The organism is Mesorhizobium sp. M0601, from assembly GCF_040320845.1.
Taxonomy (GTDB): domain Bacteria; phylum Pseudomonadota; class Alphaproteobacteria; order Rhizobiales; family Rhizobiaceae; genus Mesorhizobium.
Window position 1 is genome coordinate 104,038 of sequence record NZ_JAMYQK010000012.1, and the last position, 17,795, is coordinate 121,832.

16 protein-coding genes and 1 pseudogene are annotated in these 17,795 nt (G+C 62.7%); 9 read left to right on the forward strand and 8 right to left on the reverse strand.

The features are described 5' to 3' along the window. The first annotated feature begins 242 nt into the window (after positions 1-242). Positions 243-2,669: a DNA/RNA non-specific endonuclease gene (locus tag NKI41_RS14210; protein WP_352683593.1), complete on the forward strand. Its 2,427-nt coding sequence runs from the start codon at positions 243-245 to the stop codon at positions 2,667-2,669. Between the two features lie 86 nt (positions 2,670-2,755). Here NKI41_RS14210 and NKI41_RS14215 read toward each other — a convergent pair whose 3' ends face one another. After that, the gene (locus NKI41_RS14215; RefSeq protein ID WP_352683595.1) at positions 2,756-3,502 is read right to left on the reverse strand and encodes a metallophosphoesterase family protein; all 747 of its coding nucleotides are present in this window, start codon (positions 3,500-3,502) and stop codon (positions 2,756-2,758) included. Between the two features lie 94 nt (positions 3,503-3,596). Next, positions 3,597-3,950, reverse strand: coding sequence for an ArsR/SmtB family transcription factor (locus NKI41_RS14220; RefSeq protein ID WP_352457526.1), 354 nt, complete (start codon positions 3,948-3,950; stop codon positions 3,597-3,599). Between the two features lie 193 nt (positions 3,951-4,143). Between NKI41_RS14220 and NKI41_RS14225 the strand changes: the two genes are divergently transcribed. Further along, positions 4,144-5,322, forward strand: coding sequence for an MFS transporter (locus NKI41_RS14225; RefSeq protein ID WP_352683598.1), 1,179 nt, complete (start codon positions 4,144-4,146; stop codon positions 5,320-5,322). 37 nt (positions 5,323-5,359) lie between these two features. Here NKI41_RS14225 and NKI41_RS14230 read toward each other — a convergent pair whose 3' ends face one another. Beyond that, the gene (locus NKI41_RS14230) at positions 5,360-5,818 is read right to left on the reverse strand and encodes a MarR family winged helix-turn-helix transcriptional regulator (RefSeq protein WP_352683599.1); all 459 of its coding nucleotides are present in this window, start codon (positions 5,816-5,818) and stop codon (positions 5,360-5,362) included. 194 nt (positions 5,819-6,012) lie between these two features. On the opposite strand from NKI41_RS14230, the gene NKI41_RS14235 reads away from it, so the two are divergent. Continuing rightward, complete coding sequence (locus NKI41_RS14235) at positions 6,013-6,804, forward strand: SDR family NAD(P)-dependent oxidoreductase (RefSeq protein WP_352683601.1); 792 nt, start codon at positions 6,013-6,015, stop codon at positions 6,802-6,804. A gap of 18 nt (positions 6,805-6,822) precedes the next feature. Here the strand turns inward: NKI41_RS14235 and NKI41_RS14240 are convergent, their stop codons facing one another. Next, the gene (locus tag NKI41_RS14240; protein ID WP_352683602.1) at positions 6,823-7,422 is read right to left on the reverse strand and encodes a LysE family translocator; all 600 of its coding nucleotides are present in this window, start codon (positions 7,420-7,422) and stop codon (positions 6,823-6,825) included. A gap of 92 nt (positions 7,423-7,514) precedes the next feature. On the opposite strand from NKI41_RS14240, the gene NKI41_RS14245 reads away from it, so the two are divergent. Next, positions 7,515-8,384, forward strand: a complete 870-nt coding sequence (locus NKI41_RS14245; RefSeq protein WP_352683604.1) for a LysR family transcriptional regulator — start codon at positions 7,515-7,517, stop codon at positions 8,382-8,384. A gap of 53 nt (positions 8,385-8,437) precedes the next feature. Here NKI41_RS14245 and NKI41_RS14250 read toward each other — a convergent pair whose 3' ends face one another. Both NKI41_RS14250 and NKI41_RS14255 read right to left on the reverse strand, forming a co-directional pair. Next, positions 8,438-9,091: a dihydrofolate reductase family protein gene (locus NKI41_RS14250; RefSeq protein WP_352683606.1), complete on the reverse strand. Its 654-nt coding sequence runs from the start codon at positions 9,089-9,091 to the stop codon at positions 8,438-8,440. A gap of 151 nt (positions 9,092-9,242) precedes the next feature. Further along, entirely contained in the window at positions 9,243-10,610 is a 1,368-nt protein-coding gene (locus NKI41_RS14255) for an Nramp family divalent metal transporter (RefSeq protein WP_352473938.1), read from the reverse strand. Between the two features lie 235 nt (positions 10,611-10,845). Between NKI41_RS14255 and mntR the strand changes: the two genes are divergently transcribed. From mntR to NKI41_RS14270, 3 genes are all read left to right on the forward strand, one after another. Further along, the gene (mntR, locus tag NKI41_RS14260) at positions 10,846-11,301 is read left to right on the forward strand and encodes a manganese-binding transcriptional regulator MntR (protein WP_023678308.1); all 456 of its coding nucleotides are present in this window, start codon (positions 10,846-10,848) and stop codon (positions 11,299-11,301) included. A gap of 223 nt (positions 11,302-11,524) precedes the next feature. Next, positions 11,525-12,439, forward strand: a complete 915-nt coding sequence (gene ypfJ / locus NKI41_RS14265) for a KPN_02809 family neutral zinc metallopeptidase (protein ID WP_352683608.1) — start codon at positions 11,525-11,527, stop codon at positions 12,437-12,439. A gap of 150 nt (positions 12,440-12,589) precedes the next feature. Then, positions 12,590-13,858 carry a TCR/Tet family MFS transporter gene (locus NKI41_RS14270; protein ID WP_352683610.1) on the forward strand — a complete coding sequence of 423 codons (1,269 nt, stop codon included), beginning with the start codon at positions 12,590-12,592 and terminating at the stop codon, positions 13,856-13,858. 55 nt (positions 13,859-13,913) lie between these two features. Here NKI41_RS14270 and carA read toward each other — a convergent pair whose 3' ends face one another. Next, positions 13,914-15,131 carry a glutamine-hydrolyzing carbamoyl-phosphate synthase small subunit gene (gene carA, locus NKI41_RS14275; protein WP_084641355.1) on the reverse strand — a complete coding sequence of 406 codons (1,218 nt, stop codon included), beginning with the start codon at positions 15,129-15,131 and terminating at the stop codon, positions 13,914-13,916. A gap of 318 nt (positions 15,132-15,449) precedes the next feature. Here carA and NKI41_RS14280 point away from each other — a divergent pair, with 318 nt between their 5' ends. After that, positions 15,450-15,899, forward strand: a complete 450-nt coding sequence (locus NKI41_RS14280; RefSeq protein ID WP_352683612.1) for a GatB/YqeY domain-containing protein — start codon at positions 15,450-15,452, stop codon at positions 15,897-15,899. Positions 15,900-15,955: 56 nt separating this feature from the next. Next, positions 15,956-16,510, forward strand: a pseudogene (locus NKI41_RS14285) (GNAT family N-acetyltransferase); the annotation flags it as partial. 5 nt (positions 16,511-16,515) lie between these two features. On the opposite strand, the gene NKI41_RS14290 reads toward NKI41_RS14285, so the two are convergent. After that, positions 16,516-17,697, reverse strand: a complete 1,182-nt coding sequence (locus NKI41_RS14290) for an MFS transporter (RefSeq protein WP_352683614.1) — start codon at positions 17,695-17,697, stop codon at positions 16,516-16,518. Positions 17,698-17,795 lie beyond the last annotated feature (98 nt).

Here is a 17,795-nt window from a genome sequence, read left to right on the forward strand (position 1 = left end):
TGTTACTGTGCGCCTAATCATCTGCCATGGGCGGTAGGTTCAATTGCCGAAGGCGCGGCCAGGCACGAAAGCGCCATCGCACGCCAGCCGGTTTTTATAGGCGACGAGACGGCGCTGTGTAAGCCCGAAAAGGTGCCGCGTGTTGAATCGCGACCAGGCCACTTCCGTGAACTAACAGCCGGCAAAATATTGCACATTTCATGTAAATATGCACTCTCTCAAGTAAGGTTGAGGAGGGCAATATGGTCGACCTTGAAATATTTGCGCAGGTGGAAAACATAGTTCGCCAGCGTATCAAGAAAACGCGCGCCGAGATTGAGGCTTCACTTGGTCACATCGCCAACGGCAATCCGCTGGCCGCCGAACAGACCCTCTCCAGGCGCCTCGACAGGTTGCAGGTAAAGGCGTCGCTCAGCCGCACCGAAGCGGAGATGATATCGGCAGCGATCGACATGAGGTCTGCCGGGGAAAGAAAGGCCGCCGCCAAACAGCCAGGGCCGGAGGCAATTCTCGGCCCAACGCTCGATTTCATCGGGGTCGCATTCCTCGAGCGTGGGCGCCGTGCTGCCGATGCGGTTGGCCGCGTTGCCTTTCTCAACGGCAATCCACAAGGATCGGGTTTTCTGGTCGGGCCAAGGCTGTTCCTCACAAACAACCATGTGATTTCGTCGCCGGCGGATTCCCGGCGCTTCCAGGTCCAGTTCGATTATGAGCAGGACGGTGCAAATGCCGTGCGTACGCCGACGACGTTCCTGTTCGATCCTGAATCCTGTTTCGTGAGCGATAGCATAGAGGGTCTGGACTATACGCTGATCGGGGTTGGCGAGCGGCGTTCCGGTCCAAAGGAACTGGGGGAGTTCGGTTTTATCTCGCTGTCGGATGCGCGCGACAAGCATATGCTCGGCGAAATCGCCAACATCGTCCAGCATCCCGATGGCCGCTTCAAGGAACTGGTGTTGCGTGAAAACCGGCTGGTGGCCCGCGACGAAACGGTACAAGTCCTGCACTATGTCGCCGACACCGAACAGGGTTCTTCCGGATCCCCGGTCTTCAACAATGAATGGGAACCTATCGCCCTGCACCATTGGGCCGGCCCGTTCCACGAGGTGACGGGCATAGGTGGCTATGCGCTTGCGCGCGAGATCAACGAAGGCATACGGATCAGCGCCATCGTTGACGATCTGGGCGCTAGAAAGTCCAAGCTGCCGGGCTCCTCGGCATCGGCGGTTTCGCAAGCTCTGGCGATTTGGGCCGGCATGCCGCGCATGATGGACGAGACAGTTCGGCTGAACGCCGATATTCGCGAAGATGTGCCGGACAGGCCGGTGCAGCGGCCGGAACCGGATCGCAATCCGCCGGCGACGAGACACAATGCCGATGGCTCGGTCACCTGGACTTTTCCCGTCGAGATAAATGTCCGGGCGCCGCTGATCGACTGCGACGGAGGCGATGCGAGACGAAACGACGGCAAAGGCCCGGCAAGCGAACCCGGGAAGGTGGCCATCGCCGAGGCCGCGGGTTGGAAAACAGAGGATTTCGACGATCGTGGAGGGTATGAGCCCGGCTTCATACCGGGCTTTGTCCTGGCAATGCCGACGGTTGCCAATTCACCCTACCGGTTGGCCAAAAACCTTCTTGCCAAACCGGGAGAGGACCCACACGAATTGCGCTACCATCATTTTTCGATCTTGATGAACGCCGATCGCAGGCTTGCCTTCGTCACCGCCTGCAATATCGATGGATCCCGCACCAAGGCGGTCAATCGTGAGGACAAGACGGTCATCGACGACCCGTCGCTTATCGAATTGGGGGTGGAGTCGATTTCCGGTTCGGAAGCCAGCGATGCTTTCCGGCCGGATCGGCGCATCGACCTTGGCGAGCAGATGACCCAGGAATTCTATTCGAGCCAGAATGTCCCTGGATTTCCTGTCGCAAAATCCAAGGAACGAATCGCTCGAATGTTCCAGAAGGGCCATATTACACTTCGCGGCGACCCCGCATGGGGCGTCGATCAGGAGGCGGTCGCGGCAGAACGCGACACGTTCTTTTATACCAATGCTGCGCCGCAAGTCGGCTTCTTCAATCAAGGAAGCTCGCTTAACCATCCCGGCTCCAAAGGGAAGTTGAGATGGCGCGCGGTAGAAACCTATGTGCTGCGCAACGCCTATACGATGCGAGGCCGTGTCACGGTGTTTGCCGGGCCAGTGTTCGGCGAGGACGATCCTCCTTACCGCTTCGACAGCCATGTTCCGCTGAAGTTCTGGAAGATCGCGCTGTGGTCCGATCAAGCTGGCCTGCGCGCCATCGCGCTGCTGGCGGACCAGAAGCCGGTTTTGGAAGTGATGCCCGAAGCGTTCGGCGAGCGTGCCGAGGCATTCGATGACCCGCTTGAAATTGCCAGGGTATCGGAGTTCCTTTCGACGGTGGCCGAGATTGAAGAGCTGACCGGCCTGAACTTTGGCCAGCAGGTGCGCGACGCCGACATTCGGGCCGGTTCCGAATCCGCCCCAGCACAGAGTTTCAACCCAACGCAACTAGCGCCCAAGACGTCACGGCCAAAGGCTTCGGCGACCAAGACTTCGACGTCCAAGACTTTGGCGTCCAAGACTTCGGCGGCCAGCGCCCGACGTCCTGCCAAGCGATCGAAGCGATCGGCGTCTGACGACTGAAGATTGGACCGGTCGCGACTTCTGCCGCTCGAAGGCGGTCATCCGTTCAGCTAGGCATGAGCAGGCTCAGCCCGGGATGAGCAAGCTCAGCCCGGCATGAAGCCGGTACGCAGCGCGTGGGCCCATTCGGGCCGTCCCGCCTGCTCGGCCTGATACGCCGCCGCCTCATGGTCATAGTCGACGGCGATGGATTCGAAACGATCAGGATGCAGGTCGACGATGCCGTAGCGGGCGTGCGGCGAGCCCTGCTCGGAGACATGCGCCGGCGGCGTATCATCGTGATAGGCCGGGCAGCCGATGCTGCCCGGGTTGAAGATGACCGGACCGCCGGGAATGCGGACCAGCTCGCTGCGGTGGCTGTGTCCACAAAGCATGATACGGCAGGTGGCATCGATCGCGCCGAGCCGCCGTTCGATGGCGGCCAGCGGCGCGCGCACCAGCCGGCCGTCGAGGATCGCGTCAGTCAGGTATTTTTCGTCGTGGTCGGGCCGGGCGTGGAAGGCGAGTATGCCGGGCGCCACCTTCAGCGTGAGGGGCAGCGCAAATAGCGCCTCGCGTTGGCCTGCGGTCAGCCGTTCCTGCGCGTAGCGGTCGGACGGCCACATGGTCTCGTCGGCGGTGTCGCGGGCAACGCGGCGGTCGTGATTGCCGCGCACCGTCGGCAGGTCGAGCGTCTCGAGCCTCTCCATGGTCTCGCGCGGCCAGAGCGGGCCGGAAACGCAATCGCCGAGATTGACGATGAGGTCGGCGCCGCCGAGCTGCCGCAGATCATCGAGCACGGCGTCGAGCGCCAGGACATTGCCGTGGATGTCGGCGAGGACGGCAATGCGCATGGCAGGCTCCGTTAATTGGAATGGCTGAAGGGCAGGTGAAGCTATTTTGCTCGTCTCGCGAAGCGGGCGAGAGCGGAACCCAGCTTCGGGCCGTTCAGGCGCGGACTTCGATCTCGTGGCCGCCAACCGCCGGCAACGATGCGTCGCCGGCCGCGGCAATCACGCTGTCGAGCAGGCCCGGGAAGCGGCGGTCGAGATCGTCACGGCGCAGCGTGATCAGCCGGCTGGTTCCAACCGCCTCGGTGCGGGTGACGCCGGCCTCACGCAGCTTGGCCAAATGGTAGCTCAGATTGGTCTTCGAGCAGAGATCGAGGAACCGGCTGCAATTCAGCGGAACGCCCTCTTTGCTGGCGAGATAGCGCACGATGGCCAGTCGCGTCGGGTCGCCGAGCACGGCAAGCACGTTCGGCAGGCTGATCTGGTCGGCGGTGGGATGGGGCAAGGTCATGCCCAGGAATTAAGCACATTCGGAGCCGATTTCAACGCATCTCCTCTCGTGGCTAATGGACACATAGTTTCGTTCCGTCGCCCCGTCCTGACACCGGGCTGTCAGGATGGTTCGGCTATTTTGCAGCGGCTTTATTGACATCATGCCCTGTTATGTCCAATTGTTCAATAACCTTTGAACTAAGGAAATTGCCATGGATAAGCGCCTCATCTGGCTTGCGCTCGGATCGTTCACGATTTCGACCGAAGGTTTCGTCATCTCCAGCCTTTTGCCCGACATTGCAAAGGATGCCGCCATCTCCGTTCCGCTCGCCGGCACGCTGATCACCGCGTTTGCGCTCGCCTATGCGATCGGCACGCCGATCCTGGCAACGCTGACCGGCGAATGGGACCGGCGCCGCGTCATCCTGTGGACGCTGGTGTTCTTCGTGTTGGGCAACGTCGCCGCGGCGCTAAGCTCCTCCTTCGAATTGCTGTTGATCGCGCGCATCGTCATGGCGCTGTCATCAGGCTTGTTCGCGGCGACCGCACAGGGAACGGCCGTTGCGCTTGTCGACGATCATCACCGCGCCCGCGCCATTGCCGTGGTCGTCGGCGGCACTACGGTTGCGGTCGCGGTCGGAGCACCGCTCGGCGCGCTCGTTGCAACGGTTGCCGGCTGGCGCGGCACGTTCTTTGCCATCGCCGGCCTTGGTGCGCTCGCCGGCGCGATCCTGTGGTACCGGCTGCCGCGCGGCATCGTCGGCACCAGGCTGCCGCTCCGGATGCGGCTTGCAGCGGCACTTCGCCCCGGCGTCATGCCTATCCTGGTGACGACGATCCTGGCGCTGATCGGCGCCTTCACCGTCTTTGCCTTTGTCGCGCCGCTCGCGATCGAAGGCGGCGGACTGAACCCGATCGCGCTTCCCGGAATGCTGCTCGCCTTTGGCATTGGCGCGGTCATCGGCAATATCGGCGGCGGTCAGGCCGCCGACCGTTTCGGCGCGACGCGCACCGTCTGCTGGTCGCTGGCGCTGAGTGCCGCCATGCTGGTCACGTTTTCGCTGATCCCGATGTTCCTGCCGCGCGAGATCGCCGGGCCGGCGCTCATGGCCATGATGGTGCCGTGGGGCATCGTCGGCTGGGCATTCCCGCCGGCGCAGGCCAGCCGCATTATCAAGCTGGCGCCCGATGCCGCGCCCATCGTGCTGTCGCTGAACGCTTCGGCGCTCTATCTCGGCGTGGCACTGGGTGCCGTGGTCGGCGCCGCTGTGCTGCGCTATGGCGCACCGGCCGACCTCGGCGTGGTCGCGGCGGCGTTCCCGATCATCGGTCTGGGCGTAGTGCTGGCGGGCCATCTGGCGGCGCGTCCGGTAGCGATGCCGGCCGAATGAGGCTGTCAGTGGAGCTTGGCTGCCGGCCGCCGATAATTCAACTCGCGGCCGGCGGTACGTCAAAATCGAGCGCGGCGATTTCGTCCAGCGCCGCTCGCAGGCTTGCCGCCTGCTCCTTTCCAAACATCTCCTCGAAGCGCTGCTGAGCGACTTGCCACAGCTTCAGGGCTTCTTCGAGCTTGATCCGGCCCTGCGATGTCAGCCTGACGCGCCTGATGCGGCGGTCGACAGGGTCGGCGAAGGTCTCGATATAGCCGTCCCGGATCAGTGGCTTCAGAGTATGACCGAGGGCCGACAGGTCCATGACGAGGGCAGCGGCAATGGCACCCATCGTCGGTTCGTCGCCGATGTGGATCTGGTATAGCAGGCCCTGCTGCGTGGCCTTCAGGCCCGAGGGCGCGAGCACATCATCATAGAACTGGCCGAGTTTTCGGGTCGCACGGCGCAACACGGCGTTGTTGCAAAGCGCCAGGCCGGGCAGGGTGGTTTGGGACATTGGCGGATTTCCGATGAGGGGACCGGAAGGAACCCCTCGATGCGAACCAGAAATAGTCCTTGCCCCGCCGATTGACAAGATGATGGTATATGCCTATTTTAAAACAGTGGCATATACCATTAATTGATGATCTGCCAGTCGAAGCAAGGGTGTTGCCCTGCGGCTCTGGCGTTGGAACCAGAAGGAACAAGACAATGAGCAATCAGGACAAAGGCACGGCGGTCGTCACCGGCGCCTCCTCCGGCATCGGCGCGGTCTATGCCGACCGGCTCGCCGGCCAAGGTTACGATCTGGTGTTGGTGGCACGGCGCGCCGACCGGCTGAAGGAATTGGCGGAGAGGCTCCGCTACGCGTATGGTATCAAAGTCAGCATCATCAGCGCCGACCTGGCCGAAGACGGCGATCTGCGGCGGGTCGAGCAGGCGATATCAAGCGACGACAGCGTGACGCTGCTGGTCAACAATGCCGGCCTTGGCGGCGCGCAGATGGTGGCAACGGCCGATGCCGATGTCGCCGAGCGCATGATCAAGGTCAATGTCGTGGCGCTGACTCGCCTGACGCGCGCGGTGCTGCCGGGGCTGCTGTCCCGCAACCGCGGCGCCATCGTCAACATCGCATCGGTGCTGGCCTTCGATACCTCGTTCGGCGGCATCTACAGCGGCACCAAAGCCTACGTCGTCAACTTCACCGAAGCCTTGCAGCGGGAAGTCGCCGATAGCAAGGTAGCTGTACAGGTCGTGCTGCCGGGAGCCACCCGGACCGAGTTCTGGGAAGTCGCCGGAAGCGATATTGCCAACGTGCCGCAAGAGATCGTCATGACGGCCGACGATCTGGTCGATGCGGCGCTTGCCGGCCTGGCCAAGGGCGAAACCGTCACCGCGCCCGGGCTCTCCGATCCGGCTGGATTGGAAACCTATCTTGGTGCGAGGCAAGGCTTCTTCGGCAGCCTTCTGGCCGGCAAGCCGGCGGCGCGTTACGCTGCCTGACATAGCTAAAGACTAACTTTACGCTGTCCGCCACATCGGAATGATCGAGGCGGCCAGCAGCAGGCCAAGCACGGCGTTGAGCATGCGCCACTGCCGCTCGGTTCGCAGCAACCGGGCGAGCAGCGTGCCCGCCACGCACCACGCCGCCAGCGATAGGGCCGCTGCAAGACCGAAGACCGTGCCGAGCAGCACGGCGAGCTGCAGCGGCCCGTTGGCGAGCGCGGCAAAGGATGCCGCCGCTCCCAACCCCATGGCCCAGCCTTTTGGGTTCATCCATTGCAGGCCGGCGCCGCCCAAAAAGCTGTTCGGCTTTGCCATGGCCACGTCCAGATTGGGCGGACCGCTGCGGCCGATCTTGAGGGCAAGCCACGTCAGATAGAGGGTACCGGCCATTTTCATTGCCAGTTGAAGCGAAGGGGCGGCGGCCAGCAGACCGGCAAGCCCGGCAGCACCTGCCGCAGCCACCGTGGCCAGGCCGGCCGCACTCCCGGCCATCAGCGGGATAGAGCGGCGAAAGCCGAACTGCGCACCGGACGCCGTCGATAAGGTCGTGGCCATGCCGGGCGTTGAGGTTGAGACCAGCGCGAACAGGACGAGGGGAAGGACGGGTTCAAACATGCTGCTTCCTTTGGAGCCTGCACGGTAGGCTGTTTGGCTCATCAGTAAATGCAATGTTTGCTATGGTTTGTATTAGCAAATATAATGGCCAGATGCTCCGCAATCTCGATACTGCCCTGATCCGAACCTTCGTCACCGTTGCCGATAAGGCCAGCATGACGGCAGCAGCCAATGCGTTGCATCTGACGCAAGGTGCCGTCAGCCAGCAGATCAAGCGTTTGGAAGAGGTTCTCGGCTGCAGCCTGTTCGAGCGCGACCGGCGTGGATTGCGGCTGACCCGCTCCGGCGAGCGATTATTCGGCAAGGGCAAGCGCCTGCTTTCCCTCAATGACGAGATCCTGGCGGAGATGGCGGGCGATGCAGTTGCCGGTCAGGTGCGGCTTGGCGTGCCGTACGACCTTGTCGGCACCTTGCTTGCGCCGGTGCTGAAGGCCTATGCCGAAGCCTATCCGCAGGTCGAGATCTCGCTTGTCTGTGCTTCGTCGCCAGAGTTGGCCGCAGCCTTGGCAGCCGGCACGATCGAGCTCGCGGTGATCGAGGAGCCGATCGGTCGGTCGGCCGGCGAATGCCTTGTTGTCGACCGGCTGGTCTGGGTCGGCGCCAAAGGCGGCGCCGCCCGCGGCAAGCGGCCCTTGCCGGTTTCGATGGTCGCCGAGACCTGTGCGTTCCGCCCGGTGGTGCTGGAGGCGCTTAACGAGCATGGGCTGGAATGGCGCACCGTATTCGAAAACGGCAGCATTGACGCGACGACGGCGACAGTGCGTTCGGACTTGGCCGTCACCACCTGGTTGGCGTCGACCGTGCCTGTCGACCTCGACATTTTGGCCAACGATCCGGAGCTGCCGTCATTGCCGAATTTTTCGATCAATCTGCATTTGCCGAAGCACGACGTCGCGCCGGCTGCACTGGCATTCGCGGGCCACCTCCGCGATGGGTTGGCAGGGCGACGAGAGGCGGCTTAAAAACAGCAAAAAGGACGGCCAGTGTTCAGCCGTCCTTGATCGCCCTGCGGCATCTACTTCCAGTTCTTGCGCCGCTCGATCTCGGCTTCGGACGGCTGCTCCGTGGCAAATGACCCGGTCTTGATCTCGCCGGAGCGTTCATAGCTCGCCATGATGACACCGGTGGTCGATGCCTGCGAACGGGTCAGCTTGAAGGCGGCGGGTATTGTGCCGCTGCCGAACAGTTTTTTGCCCTTGCCCAGCACCAGCGGGAAAATCAGCAGGCTGATCTCGTCGATCAGGTCATTGGCGAGCAAGGTCTGGATCAGCTCGCTCGATCCCTGAATGAGCAGGTCGGGGCCGTCCTCCTGCTTCATCCGGCGCAACGTCGCCACGACATCGCTGCCGAGCGGCTGGCTGTTTTGCCAGGACAGCGAATCCGGCCTGTGCGTCGCCACATATTTGGTGACGGCGTTGAAGCTGTCGGCGATCGGATCATTTTTCTGATAAGGCCAGTGGGCGGCAAAGATGTCGTAAGTCTTGCGGCCGAGAAGCAGCGCGAACGGTTTTGAAAACGTCTCGCCCATCGCGGCGCCCATCACATCGTCCCAGTAATGAAACGTCCAGCCGCCGAATTTGAAGCCGCCGACAGGGTCCTCTTGCGGGCCGCCAGGCGCCTGCATGACGCCGTCGAGGCTGACGAATGTTGCGGCGATGATCTTCCTCATTGGAGCTCCCTTTCCCTGATCCGTGCCGTCATGGCCGGAGTTCGAGCCAAGGACGGGCGAACGGACATTTGTCCGACAGCGGCCGGCAAATTTCTAGGACCGGGGGCAGGTGACTGCCGACCTTATCGTCTCAGCTTGGAGCCGAGAACGCTCAGCCCAAGCCAACGACCGTATCGTAGAGCAGCTTGAAGTTGAGCACCAGGATGAGCGCGGCAACCACCCAGGCCAGCACGGCGACGGCGCGGGAAATGGCAAAATTGCCCATCTTGCGCTTGTCCGAGACGAACTGCACCAGCGGTACGACAGCGAAGGGGAGCTGCATCGACAGGATTACCTGGCTGAAGACCAGCAACTGACCGGTTCCCTTCTCGCCATAGAGCGCGGTGACCACCACCACCGGAATGATGGCGATGCCGCGCGTCAGCAGGCGGCGCGCCCATTGCGGGATGCGCAGCCGCAAGAACCCTTCCATCACGATCTGGCCGGCGAGCGTCGCCGTCACCGTCGAGTTCAGGCCGGAGGCGAGCAGCGCTACGGCAAACAGGATGGAAGCGATGCCGAGGCCAAGCAGCGGCGACAGAAGCTCGAAGGCCTGGCCGATCTCGGCAACGTCATGATGACCGGTGCCGTGGAACGCCACCGCCGACACGATCAGGATGGAAGCATTGACGAACAACGCCAGTATCAGCGCGATGGTCGAGTCGGTCGTCGCCCATTTGATGGCGTCGCGCTTGCCGCGATCGGTGCGCTCATAGGCGCGGGTCTGCACGATCGAGGAATGCAGATAGAGATTGTGCGGCATCACCGTGGCGCCGATGATGCCGATGGCGATGTAGAGCATGGCCGGATTGGTGACGATCTCGGACGACGGCACGAACATCGCATGCAGGATGGAGCCGACCGGCGGGGCGGCGGCAAAGATCTGGATGGCGAAGCAGCCGAAGATGATAATCAAAAGCGCTATGATGAAGGCCTCGAGGAAACGGAAGCCCTTGTTCATCAGCAGCAGCAGCAGGAAGGCATCAAGCGCGGTGATGATGGCGCCGCCTATCAGCGGAATGCCGAACAGCAGTTGCAAGGCGATCGCCGTGCCAATGACCTCGGCCAGGTCGCAGGCGATGATGGCCAGTTCGCAAGCGACCCAAAGCATGAAATTGACTGGTCGCGGATAATAGGCGCGGCACGCCTGCGCAAGGTCGCGGCCGGTGGCGATGCCGAGCCGGGCGGCGAGTGCCTGCAGCAGGATCGCCATCAGGTTCGACAACATGATGATGAAAAGCAGCGTGTAGCCGAATTGGGCCCCGCCGGCGAGGTCGGTCGCCCAATTGCCCGGATCCATATAGCCGACCGAAACCATGTAGCCCGGCCCCATGAAGGCGAACAGCCGGCGAAGCCAGATCCCCGAGTGCGGCACCGCGATCGTTGCGTTGACTTCGCGAAGGCTGGGCTGCTCGTCGTCCTCCGGGCGGGCAAATCGCCACATGGACCGGGGGGCTGAGGTGGCTTCGGCTTCCGACATGAAATGGCTTTCCACTGGAACGATCGATGTTGTCTCCTTATCTATGCCACGGCTGAACATTATGCAATATGCTATATTTCATTGTCTGAGCTTTTTCTTGTGGCCGCTTGGCGTGCGGCCTGAACGGCAGTGAACGCCGGTTGCGCCGGCCACCGAATGGAAATAAACGGCCAGAACCAATAGGGTTCCGTGTTATGACCGCAATGTCGATTCAAACTGCCGGGAGGAGCGCGTATTGGCGCTGAAGAAAAGACCGGTTCCTCGCGAAAAGCCGCTGCCTGACGCAGAAATCCACTCGGAAGGCTTCAGGCAGACGCGTGAAGCGCGCCGCAGCGCGCTGGTCGAGGATTATGTCGAGCTCATCGCCGACCTGATCGAGGATGGCAACGAGGCGCGCCAGGTCGATATCGCGGCACGGCTCGGCGTCGCTCAGCCGACGGTCGCGAAAATGCTGACGCGGCTGTGCGCCGACGGGCTGGTCTCCCGGAAGCCTTATCGCGGCGTGTTCCTGACCGATGCCGGCCGCAAGGTTGCGGAAGAGAGCCGCATTCGCCACCAGACGGTCGAGGCCTTCCTGCGCTCGCTCGGGGTCAGCGCCGAGACGGCGCGCATCGACGCCGAGGGCATCGAGCATCATGTCAGCGCCGAGACGCTCGAAGCCTTTCGCAAGGCAATAATCGCCGCCCGCTGAAAAGCACGGCCAGCGTATCTCTTCGCGCGACTCGCTTCCCACGAGCAGGGTGAACGGCACAGACCTTGCGATGTCTCGGCCAGAGCAGGCAAGCGTCAGCAAGCATTGCTTGTTCGCACGAAAAATACTGTGACTTGGCGTAACCGTTGAGATAATTGTTGTCGTGTCCGATCGAACCGGGACACGGCCCGATCGGCCGGAAAATTGCATCACGGGGGTTGCCATGCTCTGGAAGGGCCGTCGTCAGAGTGACAATGTCGAGGACGAGCGCGGCCAGAGCGGCGGGCTTGGCGGCGGGCCGGGGCAGTTTCGCATCCCGATCGGCGGTCGCGCGGGCGGCGGCATGTCGGGCATTATCATCGTAGGGTTGATTTTCCTGGCAGGGTGGTATTTCGGCTTCGACCCGAGTCAGATCCTCGATAACAGCGGCTTGCAGCCCGGCGGCGGTCAGATCACCGACAATAGCGGTGCGCAAGGCGGCGGCACCGGTGCGCCCGCCTCCGACGAGATGAAGCAGTTCGTGTCGACTGTGCTGGCCGAGACCGAGGACACGTGGACCGGTATTTTTCAGTCCGAGGGCCTGACCTATCAAGATCCAAAACTGGTCCTGTTCAGCGGACGGATCGGCTCTGCTTGCGGCTCTGCCTCGTCAGCGGCCGGACCATTCTACTGTCCCAACGATCGCAAAGTCTATCTCGACACCACCTTCTTCCAGCAGCTCGATCAGCAGTTCGGTGCCTCGGGCGATTTCGCACAGGCCTATGTGATCGCGCATGAGGTCGGCCACCATGTGCAGAACCTCGTCGGCATCCTGCCCAAATTCAACCAGATGCGGCAGAGCATGGGCGAAGCGGACGCCAACCACATGTCGGTGCAGGTCGAGTTGCAGGCCGACTGCTTTGCCGGCATCTGGGCGCATTTCACCGGTCAGAAAGGCATCTTGGAACAGGGCGACATGGCGGAGGCACTGAACGCCGCCAAGCAGATCGGCGACGACACGCTGCAGAAGAAGATGCAGGGCTACGTCGTGCCGGAAAGCTTCAACCACGGCACGTCGCAGCAGCGGCAGACCTGGCTGGCGCGAGGCTTCCAGAACGGCAAGCTTTCGGACTGCGACACGTTCAACAACCCGATCTGAGCCGACGGTTTTCTCGTAATCCGAGAGACTGGATCGCAGTCAGGGGATGTCAGGATGAAAGCACTCTGCCCGTTCCCTCATTGTTCCCAGCGATGTGCTCGCCTATAAGGTGTGTTCCCGTTAGCTTGGGCGGCCCGAGGAGATACCATCATGATAGACCCCAAAACCGCCAGGCGGGGCCTTGCGCTTGTTTTCACCACCCTGCTGCTCGACATCATTGGCTTCGGCATCATTATGCCGGTGCTGCCGGCCTATCTCAGGGAATTGACCGGCGTCGGCATCAGCGAGGCGGCTATCGAGGGCGGCTGGCTGTTCTTCGTCTATGCGGCGATGCAGTTCGTTTTCGCACCAGTGATGGGCGGGTTGAGCGACCGGTTCGGGCGGCGGCCTATCCTGCTTGCCTCGGTGCTGACGTTCGCTATCGACAATCTGATCTGCGCTATCGCCTGGTCCTATCCGATGCTGTTCATCGGCCGCGTGCTGGCCGGCATTTCCGGCGCCAGTTATTCCACGACATCGGCATTCATTGCCGATATCTCGACCGACGAAAATCGTGCGAAGAATTTCGGGCTGCTCGGCATTGCTTTCGGCGTCGGCTTCGTCATCGGGCCGGTTCTGGGCGGGTTGCTCGGCACGTTCGGGCCGCGTGTGCCGTTCTATTTCGCTGCCGGGCTTGCTTTCGCAAACTTTCTGATCGCGCTGTTTCTGTTGCCGGAAACACTTGATAACAAGCACCGTCGCCGCTTCGAGTGGAAACGCGCGAACCCGGTCGGCACGCTCGTCCAGATGCGCAACTACGAAGGTATCGGCTGGATCGGACTTGTCTTCTTTCTGATGACGCTGGGGCACATGATGTATCCTGCGGTCTGGTCGTTCGTCTCCAGTTATCGCTATGGCTGGAGCGAACAACAGATCGGCTTCTCGCTCGGCGCTTTCGGCCTGTGCGGGGCGATCGTCATGGCGACAGTCCTGCCGCGCGTGATCCCTAAGCTCGGCGAGTGGAAGACGGCGGTAATCGGTCTGGCATTTACCGCACTCAGCGCCTTCGGCTACGCCTTCGCGTCACAAGGCTGGATGATCTATGCAGTGATCGTCGTCGGATGTCTCGAGGCGTTGGCCGACCCGCCGCTCAGAAGCCTGGCGGCCGCCAAGGTGCCACCTTCCGCCCAGGGCGAACTCCAAGGCGCAATGACCTCGATCTTCTCGATCACCTCGATCATCACACCGCTGCTTTATACGGCGATCTTTTCCTGGTTCACGGGCCCGAACGCGCCCGTGGTTTTCGGCGGTGCCCCCTATCTGCTCGGCGCGATTTTCCTCACGCTGGCGCTCGTTGTCTTCGTCACCAGGGTGGCCAAGCCGACGCCGAAGGAAGTCAAACGCATGCACACGCAGGAAGCCGTGACGGACGGGGCTTGATCGGCGCCGGGAGCCCGGCCGGCGCCGTCAATCAAATCCGTTTTTACGCAATGCGCTAAACACGCTCCGCCAGTGCCGGCTCGCCGCGCTTTTCGCGGATGAGATTGACGAAGCGGCGAAACAGATAGTGCGAATCCTGCGGGCCGGGCGAGGCTTCGGGATGATGCTGGACCGAGAAGACCGGCCTGCCGGTGAGCGCAATGCCGCAATTCGAACCGTCGAACAGCGAGACATGGGTTTCCTCGACGCCGCTCGGCAATGAGTCGGCGTCGACGGCAAAGCCATGGTTCATCGAGACGATCTCGACCTTGCCGGTGGTGTGGTCCTTGACGGGATGATTGGCGCCGTGGTGGCCCTGATGCATTTTTGCGGTCTTGCCGCCCAGCGCCAGCGCCAGCATCTGGTGGCCGAGGCAGATGCCGAAAAGCGGGATTTCGGTCTTCAACAGATCCTGGATGACCGGAACGGCGTAGTCGCCGGTGGCTTCCGGATCGCCAGGGCCGTTGGATAGAAAAATGCCGTCCGGCCGCATCGCCAGGATCTCCTCGGCGCCGGTTTTTGCCGGCACCACAGTGACCTTGGCGCCGAGGCCGGCCAGCAGGCGCAATATGTTGCGCTTGACGCCGTAGTCGACGGCAACGACGTGCATCGACGGATCAGCCTGTTCGCCAAAGCCCTCGTTCCAAACCCAAGGCGTCTCGCGCCAGACTGATGACTGGCCGGAGGTCACCTCCTTGGCGAGATCAAGCCCGATAAGCCCTGACCATGCGGCGGCGCGGCGCTTGAGGTCATCGACGTCGAAGATACCGTCGGGCGCGTGCGCGATGACGGCATTGGGCATGCCCTTTTCGCGGATCAGCGCGGTCAGCGCCCGCGTGTCGATGCCTGAAAGTGCGACGATGCCGCGCTTCTTCAGCCACTGGTCGAGACCGGTTCCGGCCCGGTAATTCGACGGGTTGGTGACATCGGCCTTGAACACGGCGCCGACGGCGCCGGCGCGGGCCAGCGGGTTGAGGTCCTCGATGTCTTCGTCATTGGTGCCGATATTGCCGATATGCGGAAAGGTGAAAGTGACGATCTGGCCGGCATAGGATGGGTCGGTGAGTATCTCCTGGTAGCCGGTCAGCGCGGTGTTGAAGCAGACCTCGGCGACGGCGGAGCCGGTGGCGCCCAGACCGCGGCCCTCTATGACAGTGCCGTCGGCCAGCACCAGCAGGGCTGTCGGCCTCTCGCTGGCCCAAGGGGGGGTCGACGCGGCTGTCATCGTTGCCATGGCGGCACTCCTAAAGGTTGCGCCCTCAGTCGGCGCAACAAAAGGCGCGAAGCGGCGATCTCACAGCCTCGGCGCGCTAAGTTTTCATTTGTGCCTGTCGTTGCCCAAAACCGCTACGCATTTTTGGGCGACGTGCACTGGAATTCAATTCATGCAAGGCCCAGTACATAGGGGAAGGCGCCAAGGCGGTCAATGATTCCAGGAAGTGCGAGCCCGGATTTATTTCGTCGAACAATATCAGGGATTTGGCGGTAGTGTCGCATTTGCCTTGGGCTTTCGGCACGGCTATTGTCCGCCGCATTCGAAGGAGAAAGCACTATGCGAGGCAAAATCGCCGAATCCCTGAAGAGCGCGATGAAGTCGCAGGACAAGCGCCGGCTGCCGACATTGCGGCTGATCCAGGCGGCCATCCATGATCGCGACATCGCCAATCGCGGCGCCGGCAAGGAGCCGGCGAGCGATGACGAGATCCTGCAGATCCTGGCCAAGATGGTGAAGCAGCGCGAAGAATCGGCCAAGGCGTTCGATGGCGGCAAGCGGCCGGAGCTTGCAGCGCAGGAGCGCGACGAGATGGCCATCATCCGCGACTTCCTGCCGACGCAGCTGGGCCAGGCCGAGACGGAAAGCGCCGTCCGTTCCGCCATCGCCGAGACTGGTGCCAGCGGCGTCAAGGACATGGGCAAGGTGATGGCGGCGCTCAAGGAAAAATACGCCGGCCAGATGGATTTCTCCAAGGCGAGCGGTATCGTCAAGAGCCTGCTGCAGTAAGCCGCCGAAGGCCCTTGCCGTCGCGCCCGCAATCCGGCAGCCAAAAGCTCGCGCCCGTGATCGAACTCGTCAAACCGGCGTTTGAACACCTGCCGTCCTACAAGGCGGCCCTCGAGCGCGGCTGGTCGCCGGACAATATGCGGCTGCTCGACGCGACGCGCGAGCAGCTTGCGGCTATCGAAAAGGATCCAGCGACTTTCCTTGGCGATCTCGACGATTCCGATGGCAAGGGACCGCCGATCACCTTGCCCGACGGTTCGACGGTGCCGCGGCTGCCCGGATTCCGGCGCTGGATCTGGGACGGGGAAGCCGCAGGCTCAATCGGCCTGCGCTGGCAGCACGGCACCGCGGCTTTGCCGTCGCATGTGCTCGGCCACATCGGCTATGCGGTGGTGCCGTGGAAACGAGGACGCGGCTATGCGACCGAGGCGCTGCGGCTGATGCTGGTGGAGGCGAGGGCGGTTGGCCTGCCCTTCGTCGAAATCACCTGCAAGCCTCACAATATGCCCTCGCAGAAGGTCGTTCTGGCCAATGGCGGCCGGCTCGTCGGGCGTTTCTTCGAGGACGCCGCCTATGGCGGCGCGGAAAGCCTGCGCTACCGGATCGATCTGCAGCCCTATTCGGCGGCAGCCGGCAGCGGCGGCGCAGCCCGGCTGCGCCATTCCCAGACATGCGAGGCAAGCGCAACCGCGACCGCGACCAGCATGGCGATCGCGCCAACCACCGGCAGGCTGCGATAGCCATAGCCGGCATTGAGCATCGCCGCGCCGAGCGATGCGGCGAGCGCGATGCCGACATTGAAGCCCGACGGGATGAGCGACGAGGCAAGGTTGGAGGCGTCCGCGGTCCAGGTCAGGATGCGGGTCTGGATCGGCGTGCCGATGGCAAAGTTGAGGCCGCCCCAGACGAAGATCGCTATCACCATCGGCAGCGGGTAAGGGCTGACAGCGTAGATCAAGGCGAGCATTGCCGCCTGTAGGAAAAGCATGGCGATGAGCGACGGCATCAGCTTCCAGTCGGCGAGCCGCCCGCCGACAAAGACGCCGATCGTTGCGCCGACCCCGTTGAGCAAGAGCACCCAAGGTATCCATTTCTCGTCGAGGCCGGTGACCTCAAGCAGCGTCGGCGTGATGTAGGTGAACAGGCCGAACTGGCCGATCATCAGCATCAGCATAATAATGAGCGAGGTCCAGACCTGCTGGCGTGCGAGCACACGGACCTCGCTTCCAAGGCTCGCCGACGGGCTCGACGATCCCGTCTTGCGCGGCAGCAGGGCGCCGACTGCCGTGAAGGCCACCACACCGAGCGCGCACATCACCCAGAATGTCGCACGCCATCCCCAGATGTTGCCGATTGCCGTGCCGGCCGGAACGCCGATTACGTTCGATACGGTGAGGCCGGACAGGATCAGCGCCACCGCCATGCCGCGCTGGTCTTCGCGCACGAGGCCGACGGCCACCACCATGGCAACGCCGAAATAGGCGCCATGCGCGACGGCCACCGCTATCCGCAACAGCAGCATCGAGGCGAAGTCGGGCGCCAGCGCACAGGCGGCCTGGCCGATGGTGAAGGCTGCAGTCAGTCCAAGCAGCAGGGCCTTGCGGGAGAACCTTTTGGTGGCGAGCGCAAGCAGCGGGCCGCCGACTGCAATGCCGCCAGCATAGCCGGAAACGAGATAGCCGGCGGTCGGGATCGCGACGCCAAGGCCCTCCGCCACCTGCGGCAGCACGCCGGCGATGACGAATTCGGTGGTGCCGAAGGCGAAGGCGGCAATGAACAGGGCAATGAGGGGGAGCATGGCGGAAAGGCGATCCTCAGATAAGGTCGCCTCAAACCACGGATGAGGGCAGCGGGCAATCCAGAAATTGTCGACGCCGCTTTAGCTTTTCTTGATCG